We start from the raw sequence: 12,945 nt of genomic DNA on the forward strand, positions 1-12,945 counted from the left end.
GGTGACCGTTCGAACCCCGCCTGAAACACCCGCCGCCTTTGGCGGCCACGGCCGATCTTCGCACCGCCACCCGCGCCGGTTCAATCCCGGCGGCGTCGACGCCCCGATCGGCATGATCGGGAAAATCTTCGGCCAGTGCTTTTTATTTGTAAACACATAAAAATCGCACTTGAAGGCTCACAGGCTCATAATTGGGTCATGAGCCCGTCGACAACGGATTTATTGTCCGTACAATGAAACCGTCCAGCGTTGTCCCGAAGGATCGAAGCCATGGCCGCATCCACCCCCCTGATCCGCGACGAGGTGACGTCGCTGCCGACCTACAACGCGGGCCTTCATCCGGAAAAGCTGCGCCGCCAGCTCGGCCTGGAGCGGATCGTGAAGCTGGACAGCAACGAGAACCCCCTCGGCCCCTCGCCCGCCGCCATCGAGGCCGTGCGCGCCGCCGCGAACGACCTGTTCCGCTATCCCGACCGCGACGAGACGGTGCTGCGCGGCCTGATCGCGGCACGGCTCGGCGTCGATGCCGACCGCCTCGCCTTCGGCGACGGTTCGGAGGATCTGATCGGCATCATCTACCGCATGGTCATGCGGCCCGGCGAATGCGCCGTCACCACGATGCCGAGCTTCGGCCTGCACAAGATCTGGGCCGACGTCCTGGGCGCCCATGCCCGCCTCCTGCCGTTCGAGGCGGGATGGCGCTTTCCCGTCGCCGCGATCGAGGCGGCGCTGGCCGAAAAGCCGAGGGTGCTGATTCTCGCCACCCCGTCCAATCCGGTGGGCGCGGTGCTGACCGGGCAGGACATCGGCCGCATCCTCGCTGCCTGCGGCCCGGAAACGTTGCTGATCCTCGACGAAGCCTATGTCGAATTCGTCTCGCCCGAGGCACGGGTCGACACGCTCGCCATGCTGGCCGCGCATCATGGTCCCTGGGTCGTGCTGCGGACCTTTTCCAAGGCTTATGGCCTCGCCGGCCTCCGTATCGGCTATGGCATCGCCCATGACGCGGATTTCGTCCGCAATCTCTATAAGGTGCGCTCGCCCTTCTCGGTCAATGCCGCGGCGCTGGCAGCGGCCGAGGCGGCCTATGCCGACACCGCCCATCTGGACCGGGTGACCGCCGAGATCCGCGCCCTGCGCGCCGCCCTGCGCGGCGCCCTGGCGCTGCGCGGTTACGCGGTCGCGCCGAGCGAGGCCAATTCCCTGTTCTTCGACACCGGGCGCGACGGCGCCGCCGTGGCCGAAGCCCTGCGCCGCCGGGGTGTTCTGGTCAAACCCTGGCTGGAGCCCGGCTATACCGGCTTCATCCGCGTCTCCATCGGCACCCGCGCGGACAACGAGGCCTTCCTCGCCGCGCTCGACGCCGTCATGGCCGAGGCATGAGGCGGTGGCGGGCGCCGCCGGCCGGATCGCGTCAGAGCGTCTCGGGCGCCACCGTCCCGGCCACCGTGGCAAGGATCGCGCCCGCCGGCACCAGGGCCGCGCGATAGCGGTTGACGACGACGCCGGCAGCACCGAAGCGCAGGTCCAGCGGCGGCCGCAGCGGTTCGTCGACATCATGGAGGCGGCCGGCGATCTGATCCGCCGCGACCTCCTGCCCGACATCGAAAGCCGGCTCGAACAGGCCGGCGCGGGGCGCCAGCAGCCGCCCACCCGGCGCCGGCACGACATAGCGCGTGCCGGGCGCCGCGCAGTCTCCACGCCAGACCCCGGTCCAATGCAGGACCCGCCGCACCCCGGCCACCGCCCGGGCGAGCGAGCCGGGCGAGACCAGGGCACCGCCGCCGAATTCCGAGGACAGGAAGGGCACGCCGTGCGCCAGGACGGCACCGTCGAAATCGCCGAAATCGGGCTCGAGCGGGATCGTGACCGTCAGCGGCGCGCCCAGCCAGGCCGCCGCCTCGATCCCCTTGGCGCGGAGACGCGGCTCCGCCGGCAGGCTGAGGAAGGCCTGATCCGCATAGAGGCCCGTGGTGCCGCCGGAATGAAGGTCCAGCACGAAATCGGCCATGGGCACCAGATGCTCCATCACGAAACCGGCGATCGCCGCCGTCGGCCCCCGGTCGGGCGCGCCGGGAAAGGCGCGGTTGAGATTGACCCCGTCGAGCGGCGAGACCCGCCGCGCGGCGCGGACGGCCGGCGCGTTGAAGGCGGGCAGCAGGATGATCCGCCCCGTCAGTTCGGCCAGCGGCAGGTCGTGGACCAGCCGGCGCAGCGCGATCTGACCTTCGTATTCGTCGCCATGGATGCCGGCGGTCAGCAGCACCGTGGGCCCCTCGCCCCGGCGCAGCACGATCACGGGCACGGGGATCAGGCTGGCCGCGTGCCGATCGTCGGAATGATCGAGGTAGAGATTGCCGGCGTTGATCCCCGCCGCCGAGAAATCGAGCGTCGTGTGTACCGGTCCGAAGGAAATCATCATGCCGCCTCTTTGAAGCCGGAACCGCTTGCGCGACTTGATCCGGGCCCGAAACCCAATCCATTCTGTCGAGACGCGGGAACGGCACCATGAAACCGTCGCCGCCGAAGGAAAAACGCGAGCCCATGAACTGTGAAATGCCGAAAACGCCCAGCTTCGCCCTCGACGGTCAGGGCCCCCTGTTCAAGCAGATCGGGCGCGCGGTCACCGAACAGATCCTGAAGGGCCGCTACAAGCAGGGTGAGAAACTGCCGTCGGAAGCCGAACTGACGGAGATCTTCAACACCTCGCGCCAGACCGTGAACAAGGCGATCACCGAACTGGCGAAGAGCGGTCTCGTCGAACGCAACCGGCGCGCCGGCACCGTCGTCTCCTGGCAGTTCCAGGAACGCTTCGTGCTGCCGCTGCGCGACGTCTCGGACGAGATCGAGCGGACCAAGCAGCTCTACGAATACCGCATTCTCGAACGGCGCGTGATCCGCAACGGCAAGGGCGGCGTCACCTGGCCGGCACTGCCCGCGGGCGCCCGCCTGCTGTTCATCGAGGCGATCCACCTCGCCGACAATCTGCCGGTCCAGCTCGAGACCCGCTACATCAATTTCGATGCCTTCCCCCATGTGGAACACGAGCAATTCCAGGACGTCCCGCCCAGCAAATGGCTGCTGGACAACATCCCCTGGTCCGAGGTCGAGCATACGGTGCGCGCCACCAACGCCAGCGCCGATCTCGCCAACAAGCTGGGTGTCAAGGTCGGCGCGGCGCTTCTGGTCGTGGATCGCCAGACATTCCATCGTGGCCTGCCCATCACGGTGGTGCATCTGACCTATCCGGGCGACCGCTTCTCGATCAAGGGCCGCTTCAGCCTCGACCGCCCGGAAAGCTGAGCCGAGCCGCCCCCTCACTCCGCCGCCTGGCCGGTGGCGCCGGGGGGATCGTTCTCCGCCGCGATCATCCGGTCCAGCAGACGGCGGAAGCGCAGCGGGCCGCCGTCGATGGCGAGGTCGATCGGGCGGGTCCGCGCCGTATCCAGGCCCTTCTGCACCGCGTTCAGGATCTCCTTGTCCTCGTCGAAGGCGGCCTTGATGCTTTTCGACATGAAGGCGGAGGTTTCGGCGCATTCGGGCTTCACGTTGCGGAGCTGGAACCAGTAGTAGCGCGTCCGCTTTTCGTTCACCGGCGTCATCAGGTTGTAGGATTCCATGATGAAGGCATCGTCCGGCACCGGCCTGTTCCGGCCGCCCTTGCCGGCCGGCGTGAACAGCGCCTTGATCACGGCGAGGCTGGGGAAGCGCACCTCATAGTGCTGAAGCCGGTCGCAATGGCCCTCGAACGGCACCAGCGGCTGATAGAGGGGAGCGACCTCGACGTCATTCATCCAGCGCGAGACGGTGACGCCGTCGCCCGCGATGTCGATGTCGAGCGGCGTCTCCTCGCAGGCCGATTGCGCGAAGGACGACTGATGCACCCATGAGACATGGGAGGGGTCGAGCAGATTGTCGGTAACCAGCAGATAATTGCAGTCGAGATCCATCACCGGCCCGGTATTGAAACCCCAGGCGGGATCGCCCCAATGCTCGATCTCCAGGATCTTGTCCGGATCGGCGAGCGCCGGATCGCCCATCCAGATCCAGACCAGATCATAACGCTCCACGACCGGATAGGACCGGATATGGGCCTTGGCCGGGATCAGGGACTGGCCGGGCACGCGCACACAGGTGCCGGCGCAATCGAAGGTCAGGCCGTGATAGCCGCATTCCACCTGGTCGCCCTTCAGCCGGCCCATGGACAGCGGCAGCTTGCGGTGCGGACAGGCATCCTCCAGCGCCGCGGGTGCCCCGGACTCCGTCCGATAGATCACGATCTTCTCGCCCATGATCTCGATCTGGCGCAGGTCCCGCGTGACCGCATGGCCCCAATCCGCGACGTACCAGGTGTGATTGCGCAAATACATGTCGAACCTCGAAACGGTTGGGCCGGCCTCGTCATCGGACGGCCATGGCCTGGGCGATCACGGTTTCAAATTCATGATGGCTAATGCGAAACCCGCAGAAAATAGAGAAATCATGCTAAATTACTTTAGATCGACTAAAGTCAGGAACATGCCGTGGCCCGCCGCCTGCCCCCGCTCCGCGCCCTCGAGACCTTCGAGGCGATCTGCCGCCACGGCGGCGTCGCCCGCGCGGCGGAGGAATTGGGCGTCTCGCCCGGCGCGGTCAGCCAGCAGCTCCGCCTGCTCGAGGATCACGTGGGCCGTGCCCTGTTCCGCCGCACCGGCCGCCGGCTGGAACTGACGGCCGCCGGCAAGCCCTATTTCGAACTGGTGTTCGAAGGCTTCGAGCGCCTGCGCGACGCCCAGAAGCTGCTGGAGCGAGGCATCGCCGGGCTCGCCGTCAGCGCGCTGCCCTCCCTGATGGTGAAATGGCTGGCGCCCCGGGTCTACGGCTGGCAGCAGTCGCGCGACTTCATCGATCTGCGCCTCGAAGGCCACCACCGGGAGGACGGGCTGGAGAACGGCACGGTGGATTTCCGCCTGACCTATGGCTCGCGCGTCGTGCTGCACCACCGTTCCGCCGAGCTCTTCGTCGACCGCGTGGTACCGGTGGCGAGCCCGCGCCTGGCGGCGGAACTCTCGTCCCCGGCGGCGATCGCCCGTCTGCCCCTGATCCATATCGACTGGCGCCCGGACCATCCGAACGGCCCGACCTGGGACGACTGGTTCGCCGCCGCCGGCATCGCGCCGCGCTTGCCGGCACCGGAACGGCTCTATTCCCTGTCGGGCGTCGCCCTGGATGCCGCCGTCCGGGGCGAGGGCGTCGCCCTCGGCCAGCGCTGCTTCATCGCCGACGACGTGGCGAGCGGGCGCCTCGCCATCCTGTCGGACCTGGAACTGCCCATGCCCGTGCCCTATTTCGTCGCCTGGAACGATGCCACGATCCGCAAGCCCGGGGCCCGCGATTTTCTCGACTGGCTGCTCGGCGAAGCCATGGGGTTTCGATAATGAGCCGACATAAAGCCCCTCATTCGCCGCCTCCATCAACAAAGGTTCTCTTCGCGCTTATTTTTGTCTGTACAAAACCAAACGTCTGCGAGAGGCTGATGGACGATGCCGCCGGCGCCGGCAGTTCTGGAGACCCGTCATGTCCGCGATCACCCTGACCCCCGGCTCCGTCACCCTGGACGATCTGCGGCGGATCTACCGGGGCGACTGTACCGCCGTCCTCGACCGGGCCATGCGTCCGGCGATCGACGCCGCCGCCGCCATGGTCGCCGCCGCGGCCGATGGCCCCGCGGTCTATGGCGTCAATACGGGCTTCGGCAAGCTGGCCAGCACGCGCATCGCCCCGGCCGAGACCGCCACGCTCCAGCGCAACCTGATCCTGTCCCATTCCTCCGGCGTCGGCGCCCCCCTGCCCGAGCCCGTGGTGCGCCTGATGCTGGCGCTGAAGCTGGTCTCGCTGGGGCGCGGCGCCTCGGGTGTCCGTTTCGAGCTGATCGAACTGCTCGAGGCCATGCTGGCCAAGGGTGTGACCCCGGTGGTGCCGGGCCAGGGCTCGGTCGGGGCGTCGGGCGATCTCGCGCCGCTCGCCCATATGACCGCCGTCATGATCGGCGAGGGCGAAGCCTTCTTCGACGGCACGCGCACGACCGGCGGCGCGGCACTGGCCGCCGCCGGGCTGTCGCCCGTGGTGCTCGGGCCTAAGGAAGGCCTCGCCATGATCAACGGCACCCAGGTGTCGACGGCCATGGCGCTGGCCGGCCTGTTCGACGCCTTCGTGCTGGCGCAGTCGGCCCTCGTCACCGGCGCCCTCAGCGTCGATGCCGCCATGGCCTCCATGGCGCCGTTCCGGGCGGAGATCCATGCCCTGCGCGGCCATCGGGGCCAGATCGATGCCGGTGCCACGCTGCATGCCCTGGTCTCCACCTCGAGCATCTGCGTCTCGCATCTCACCGGCGACACCCGCGTGCAGGATCCCTATTGCATGCGCTGCCAGCCCCAGGTGACCGGCGCCTGCATCGACCTGCTGCGCCAGGTCGGCGCCACCCTGGAGACCGAGGCGAATGCGGTCACCGACAATCCCCTGGTGCTGACGGAAGCCGGCGTCATCGTTTCCGGCGGCAATTTCCACGCCGAACCCGTGGCCTTCGCCGCCGACCAGACCGCGCTCGCCATCGCCGAGATCGGCGCCATCGCCCAGCGCCGCATCGCCACCCTGGTGGATCCCGCCCTGAACTTCGGCCTGCCCGCTTTTCTCAGCCCGCGCCCGGGGGTCAATTCCGGCTTCATGATCGCGGAAGTGACCACCGCCGCCCTGATGTCCGAGAACAAGCAGCGCGCCGCCCCCTGTTCCGTCGACTCGACGCCGACCAGCGCCAATCAGGAAGACCATGTCTCGATGGCCGCCCATGGCGCGCGGCGCCTGATGGAGATGAACGCCAATCTGTCCGTCATCCTGGGGGTCGAGGCCCTGACCGGGGCGCAGGGCATCGAGTTGCGCGCGCCGTTGCAGACCTCGACACCGCTGGCCGGTGCCGTCGCCGCGGTCCGCGCCGTCGTACCGGCGCTGGAGGACGATCGCCTGATGGCGCCCGACATCGAGGCCGCCGCCGCCCTGGTCCGCTCCGGCGCCCTGATCGCCGCGGTGGGCGACATCCCCTTCCCCTCATTGTCCTGATCAAACGCGAGGCGAGGTTCCCATGTCCACGGTCCAGACGATCCTCGAAGCCCTCGAACCCTTCGCGACGGCGCCGCCGGCCGTGCCGCGCGCCATGCCGGCGCCCTTCTATACAGACGCCGATTTCCTCACGCTCGAGGAAGAGGCGGTGTTCCGCAAGGAATGGGTCTGCCTCGGCCATGCCGGCGAGATCCCGAAACCCGGCGACTATTTCACCACCGACCTGGTGGGCGAGCCGCTGCTGGTGGTCCGGGGCCGGGACGGCGCGGTGCGCGTGCTCTCCAACGTCTGCCGCCACCGGGGCAATGTCGTCGCCGAGGGCAAGGGCAATGCCAGGCTGTTCTCCTGCGCCTATCACGCCTGGAGTTACAAGGACGACGGCGGCCTCGTCGCCGCGCCGCTGATGGACAAGGTGCCGGGCTTCGACAAGGCGGACTGCGGCCTGATCCCGTTCCGGACCGAGCTTTGGCAGAATTTCGTCTTCGTCAATCTGGACGGGAAAGCCGCGCCCCTGGCCCCCCGGCTCGAAGGCCTGCTGCCCCATATCGATCCGTTCCAGCATCAGGACCGGATCAGCGTCTTCGTGACGGACGATGTCTGGGCCACGAACTGGAAATGCCTGGTCGAGAATTTCATGGAGGGGTACCACCTGACCCCCACCCATCCCCGCACCCTGCACCCGATCACGCCGACCAGCCTGTGCCGCAAGATCCCCGGCACGGTCGATTATACGGCCTATGAATCCCATTATTCGCCGGACACGCCGGAGCGCACGCCCTATCACCCGCGACTGCCCGAGACGCATCGCCGCCATTCGACGCTGTTCTGCGTCTTCCCCAGTTTCGTCGTCTCCTATGCCTCCCATTTCACGCTCTATCTCTGCCTGCGGCCGAAAGGCGTGGGCGAGGTGGCGATCCATTGGGGTGTCGCCGGCTATGTCGACAGCGTCGACGCGCCGGAAGTGGCGCCCTATGTCGCGCTGTGCAACGCCTTCAACGCCGAGGACAAGGCGAAGCTGGAAACCCTGATCAAGGGCCTGCGCTCGCGCGCCTATGTCCCGGGCTTGCTGGCGCCGGACGATCTGGAAGGCACGATCGTCGATTTCTACCGCTTCATGGCCGATCGCCTGGCCGATATCTGAGCCTCAGGCGCCGGCCAGTTCCGCCCGGATGCAGGCGGCCAGCGCCTCGGCCGGCGCGGTGCGCGGCTGATCGGCCGGGCCGACGATCACCACGCCCTGACGCATGGCGCTGCCGGCCAGCGGCCGGCGGATCACGCGCCACCCGTCATGGGCCCGCGCCCCTTCGCGCCGCGTGATCAGCAAGGACACGCCGAGCCCGTTGGCCACCAGCCCGAACACCATCTCGAGGGAGGTCGCGCGATAGGCGATGCGCGGCTCGATCCCCGCCGCGCGAAACGGCGAGAGCAGGAATTCCCGCGACAGCGGCAGATCCACCAGGACGAAGGGTTCCGCCGCCAGATCCCCGACCGTCACCGCCTCCTGCGCCGCAAGCCGATGGCCAGCCGGCAGCAGGACATAGGGCCGCAGTTCGCCCACCGTCTCCGCCGCGAGGCCCGGCCCGATCTCGACGTCATAGGTGAGCGCCAGTTCGATCCGCCCGGCGGCGACGCGCCGGTTCAGGCCGTCGAGATCGCCCTCGTGGATCGAGACCGAGACCCCGGGATGGCGCGCCACCATGCGGCGCAGCACCGCCGGCACATATTGCGGGCCAAGGGTCGAGAAATAGCCGAAGGCGACATGGCCCGCGACCTCGCCGCCGTCCGTCGCCACCGGCGCTTCGAAACCGGCGAGCAGGGCGGAAAGGCGCCGCGCCTCCGCCAGTTTGCGCAGGCCGAATTCGGTCGGCACCAGGCCGCGCGCCGGCAGGCGCTGGAACAGATCCCGTCCCAGGATCGCCTCCAGTTCGCGCAGCGCGACCGAGACCGAGGGCTGGGACAGGTTGAGCGCCCGCGCCGCCCCCGCCGTGCTGCCCGCCTCCGCCACCGCGATCAGGGTCCGCAGGTGACGCACCGTCGTCGATATAGCCATTCCCTATATCCATAATGAAAAAACGATATTTTTCGTTATATCACGGCCGGCGGACAATGGCGCCCGTCGACGGCATCCCGCCGTCCGGGAACACCGCCGATGACCCAGTCCGATCCCGCCCCTTCGACCGGCCCCCTCGCCGGCCTCCGCATCCTCGACTTCACCCGCGTGCTCTCCGGCCCCTATTGCACCGCCCTGCTCGCCGATCTCGGCGCCGAAGTGGTGAAGGTGGAGGCGCCTCAGGGAGACGACTATCGTCACGTCGGCCCGTTCCGCGAAGGACAGAGCGCGCTGTTCCAACTGGTGAACCGCAACAAGCGCGGCATCGCCATCGACCTGAAACAGCCGGCGGGACAAGCCCTGGCGCGGGATCTCGCGGCGCGGGCCGACGTCGTCGTCGAGAATTTCCGGCCCGGCGTCGCCGCCCGCCTCGGTCTCGACGCGGAACGCCTGATGGCGGCCGATCCCCGCCTCGTCTATGCCAGCATCTCGGGCTTCGGGCAGTCGGGCCCGAACGCCGCCCTGCCCGCCTTCGATCTGGTCGCCCAGGCGCTCTCGGGTTTCATGGCCCTGACCGGAGAGGCGGCGGGCAGCCCCATGAAGACCGGCGAGTCGATCGGTGATCTCGCCGCCGGGCTGTTCGCCTCCTGGTCGATCCTCGCCGCCCTCCTCGAACGGGAGCGGACCGGGCGGGGCCGCCGGCTCGATATCGCCATGGTCGATTCCCTGGTCGCCCTGTTGCCGACCGCCGTGGCGCAATGGATGTTCGGCGCCGGCGCGCCGACGAGGGTGGGCAACCGCCATCCCCTGTCGACGCCCTTCGGCGCCTATCGGGCGCGCGACGGCCATCTGGTCATCTGCGTGCTGAACCAGACCCAGTTCCGCCATCTGGCGGAAACCCTGGATCAGCCGGATCTGGCGGATGATCCCCGCTTCGCCAGCGACGCCAGGCGCACGGAACACGAGGCGATCCTGCGCGCGCGGATCGAGGCAGGGCTTGCCCGCTGGACGGTGGCGGAAGCGGTCGCCGCCCTGTCCGCCGCCGGTGTTCCCGCCGCGGCGATCGCCGAGGCCGCCGCCGTGTTCGAGGGCGAGCATGTCCGGGCGCGGGGCCTGATCGGCGAGACCGGGCATCCGCGGCTCGGCCCGATCCCGGCGATGGAACAGCCGGTCCATTTCGCGGGCCTGCCCCGGGGCGGCCAGCGCCCGGCACCGGCTCTCGGCGCCGACAATGCCGATGTCCTGTCGCGCTGGCTTTCGCTGGACGACACAGGGATCGCCACCCTCGCCGCCGACGGCACCATCACTCGGGAAGACCGCTCATGACCACGCCCCTCGCCGAGACGGATACCATCGCCCTCGACCAGATCCGCCGCCTCTGCGCCGAGGCGATCGCGCCTTCGGCCCAAGCCTGCGACGCCGAGGCCCGTTTTCCCGACGCGCAACTGAAGGCACTGGCGGCGCTGGGCGCCATGGGCATGAATCTGCCGGAAGCCTGGGGCGGGCCCGGGCTTTCGGCGCCTGCGCTGGCGCTGGCGGTCGAGGCCGTCGCGGGTGCCTGCGGCGGCACCGCCTCCGCCCTGACCGCTCATTTCCTGGCGAGTGACGCGATCCTGATCGGCGGTGACGATCCCGCCCGCGCGCGCTGGCTGCCCGCCGCCGCGAGGGGCGATATCCTCGGCGCCTTCGCCCTGACCGAACCCCGCGCCGGTTCCAACCCGGCCGACATGAAATGCCGCGCCATCCGGGACGGCGATGGTTACCGCCTGAGCGGGGTGAAGCACTTCATCTCGAACGGTGGCGTCGCCGATTTCATCGTCGTCTTCGCCGTCACCGACCCCGATGCCGGCCACCGGGGGATCAGCGCCTTCGTCGTAGAGAAGGGCACGCCGGGCTTCACCGCCGGCCCGCCGGAGCCGACCATGGGCATGAAGGGCGGCCATGTCTTCGAATTGTCCTTCGACTGCCGCCTGCCGGCCACGGCGCGCCTCGGGCCGGAAGGCAGCGGCTTCAGGACGGCCATGACGGTGCTGGACAACGGCCGGATCGAGGTCGCGGCCATGTGCCTCGGCATCGCGCAAGCCTCACTCGACGAAGCCGTGGCCTGGGCCAGGCAGCGCCCGATCGGCGGACAGATGCTGTCCGACTATCAGGGCATCCAATGGATGATCGCCGACATGGCGACCCAGCTTCGCGCCGCCCGCCTGCTGACCGAGGCGGCGGCGCGGAAGCGCGGCACGGGCGAGCGCTATTCCCTCGACGCCGCCATGGCCAAGCTGCACGCCTCCGAAGCGGCGGGCCGGGTGGCGGACCTCGCCCTGCAGATCCACGGCGGTTATGGCTATACCGCCGCCCTGCCCCTGGAACGCCGGGTGCGCGACCTGCGCATCATGCGGATCTACGAGGGATCGTCGGAAGTCCAGCGCGGCATCATCGCGCGACACCTGCTGGCCTGACGGCGGGCGCGGCGTAGCGGCTGGCGGGCCGGTTCAGGCCGAGGTGATCGCGGAGCGTCTCCCCCTCGTATTCCCGCCGCAGGAGGCCGCGGCCCTGCAACGCCGGTACCACCTCGGCGACGAAATCGGCGAGGCCGGCGGGCAGCACCGGGAAGGTCAGCATGAAGCCGTCGCAGGCGCCCTGGGTGAACCATTCCTCCATCCGGTCGGCGATCTCTGTCGCCGTGCCGCGCGCCGGGGCGTTGCCGCGCTCGTAGCGCTGCCAGAGCTGGCGCGGCGTCAGGCGCTCGTCCCGGATCAGGCGCACGATCTGTTCGAAATAGACCGTCGACAGATTGGCCGACTTCGGAATGCGGTCCAGCGGGATGGGCTGATCGGGATCGAGGTCGGAGAGATCGGCCTCCAGATCCATGCCGATCCGCTGATAGCCGACGGTGGGATGGATCATGTCCTGCAGGGCCTGATGCCTGGCCTCCGCCGCCGCCTTGCTCTCGGCCACGGTCGGGGACAGGCCGGCCAGAATCTTCAACTGGTCGGGGGTGCGGCCGAATTTCGCCATGCGCCCCTTCAGGTCGCGATAGAAGGCCTGGGCCGCCGCCAGCGTCTCGTGGGAGGTGAAGACCACTTCCGCCGTCTCCGCCGCCAGTTCCTTGCCCGCTTCGGACGAGCCGGCCTGGATGATCACCGGCCGGCCCTGCGGGCTGCGCGCCAGATTGAGGGCGCCATGCAGCTTGATGAATTCGCCGTCATGATCGAGGGGATGGAACCTGGCGGGATCGAAATAGACGCCGTTCTCCCTGTCGAAGACGATGGCGTCGTCGTCATAGGTATCCCACAGCGCCTTCACCACATCGACGAATTCCCGCGCCCGGTCGTAGCGCCGGGCATGGGGCGGCATGGCGTGCAGGCCGAAATTCCGCGCGGCATAATCATTGGACGAGGTGACGACGTTCCACGCCGCCCGGCCCTTGCTGATGTGATCGAGCGAGCCGAAGAGACGCGCCAGATTATAGGGCTCGTGGAAGCTGGTGGAGGCCGTGCCGCCGAGGCCGATGTGCCTTGTCCGCCCGGCGAGCGCGGTCAGCAGGGTGACCGGCTCCAGGATGTTCATATACATCGGATAGCGCGACCAGGCGTCCAGGTTCTCGGTCCGCGCCGCCGGCGTATCGGCCAGGAAGAAGAGATCGAAGCGCCCGGCCTCGGCAAGCGCCGCCATGTCGGCGAAATAATCGACGTCGTTCGAGGGATTGGTCGTCCGCGCCGACGCCATCCAGGAGGACGGATGCGCCCCCGTCACATGGGCGAGCAGGGCGAGCGCCATCTGGTTACCGCTTTTCGTCATCGTCA

At 68.6% G+C, this 12,945-nt stretch carries 11 protein-coding genes; 7 read left to right on the plus strand and 4 right to left on the minus strand.

Annotated elements, in window-relative coordinates; genetic code table 11:
* Positions 1–270 precede the first annotated feature (270 nt).
* Positions 271–1,383 carry a histidinol-phosphate transaminase gene (gene hisC, locus L2U69_RS16805; RefSeq protein WP_236108291.1) on the plus strand — a complete coding sequence of 371 codons (1,113 nt, stop codon included), beginning with the start codon at positions 271–273 and terminating at the stop codon, positions 1,381–1,383.
* A 31-nt stretch (positions 1,384–1,414) separates the two neighbouring features.
* Here the strand turns inward: hisC and L2U69_RS16810 are convergent, their stop codons facing one another.
* Complete coding sequence (locus tag L2U69_RS16810) at positions 1,415–2,422, minus strand: succinylglutamate desuccinylase/aspartoacylase family protein (protein WP_236108292.1); 1,008 nt, start codon at positions 2,420–2,422, stop codon at positions 1,415–1,417.
* Between the two features lie 134 nt (positions 2,423–2,556).
* Between L2U69_RS16810 and L2U69_RS16815 the strand changes: the two genes are divergently transcribed.
* Positions 2,557–3,303 carry a GntR family transcriptional regulator gene (locus tag L2U69_RS16815; protein ID WP_236108293.1) on the plus strand — a complete coding sequence of 249 codons (747 nt, stop codon included), beginning with the start codon at positions 2,557–2,559 and terminating at the stop codon, positions 3,301–3,303.
* A 14-nt stretch (positions 3,304–3,317) separates the two neighbouring features.
* Here L2U69_RS16815 and L2U69_RS16820 read toward each other — a convergent pair whose 3' ends face one another.
* Entirely contained in the window at positions 3,318–4,370 is a 1,053-nt protein-coding gene (locus L2U69_RS16820) for an aromatic ring-hydroxylating dioxygenase subunit alpha (RefSeq protein ID WP_236108294.1), read from the minus strand.
* A gap of 153 nt (positions 4,371–4,523) precedes the next feature.
* Here L2U69_RS16820 and L2U69_RS16825 point away from each other — a divergent pair, with 153 nt between their 5' ends.
* The 3 genes from L2U69_RS16825 to L2U69_RS16835 all read left to right on the plus strand — a co-directional run bounded on the left by L2U69_RS16825 (position 4,524) and on the right by L2U69_RS16835 (position 8,233).
* Entirely contained in the window at positions 4,524–5,417 is an 894-nt protein-coding gene (locus tag L2U69_RS16825; protein ID WP_236108295.1) for a LysR substrate-binding domain-containing protein, read from the plus strand.
* A gap of 139 nt (positions 5,418–5,556) precedes the next feature.
* On the plus strand, positions 5,557–7,092 hold the full coding sequence (hutH, locus tag L2U69_RS16830) for a histidine ammonia-lyase (protein ID WP_268967437.1): 1,536 nt from the start codon (positions 5,557–5,559) through the stop codon (positions 7,090–7,092).
* Positions 7,093–7,114: 22 nt separating this feature from the next.
* Entirely contained in the window at positions 7,115–8,233 is a 1,119-nt protein-coding gene (locus L2U69_RS16835) for an aromatic ring-hydroxylating oxygenase subunit alpha (RefSeq protein ID WP_236108296.1), read from the plus strand.
* Between the two features lie 3 nt (positions 8,234–8,236).
* Here the strand turns inward: L2U69_RS16835 and L2U69_RS16840 are convergent, their stop codons facing one another.
* On the minus strand, positions 8,237–9,142 hold the full coding sequence (locus L2U69_RS16840; RefSeq protein ID WP_236108297.1) for a LysR family transcriptional regulator: 906 nt from the start codon (positions 9,140–9,142) through the stop codon (positions 8,237–8,239).
* Positions 9,143–9,241: 99 nt separating this feature from the next.
* On the opposite strand from L2U69_RS16840, the gene L2U69_RS16845 reads away from it, so the two are divergent.
* Positions 9,242–10,468 (plus strand): CaiB/BaiF CoA transferase family protein, encoded by a 1,227-nt coding sequence (locus tag L2U69_RS16845; protein ID WP_236108298.1) that lies wholly within the window; start codon positions 9,242–9,244, stop codon positions 10,466–10,468.
* A complete protein-coding gene (locus L2U69_RS16850; protein ID WP_236108299.1) occupies positions 10,465–11,598 on the plus strand; it encodes an acyl-CoA dehydrogenase family protein in 1,134 nt (377 codons plus the stop codon). Before L2U69_RS16845 ends, L2U69_RS16850 begins: the two co-directional genes overlap by 4 nt.
* Here L2U69_RS16850 and L2U69_RS16855 read toward each other — a convergent pair.
* Positions 11,573–12,940, minus strand: coding sequence for an LLM class flavin-dependent oxidoreductase (locus tag L2U69_RS16855; protein WP_236108300.1), 1,368 nt, complete (start codon positions 12,938–12,940; stop codon positions 11,573–11,575). The genes L2U69_RS16850 and L2U69_RS16855 overlap by 26 nt on opposite strands.
* Positions 12,941–12,945: the final 5 nt, after the last annotated feature.

Origin of the sequence: Zavarzinia marina (genome assembly GCF_021568905.1) — a bacterium.
GTDB lineage: Bacteria > Pseudomonadota > Alphaproteobacteria > Zavarziniales > Zavarziniaceae > Zavarzinia > Zavarzinia marina.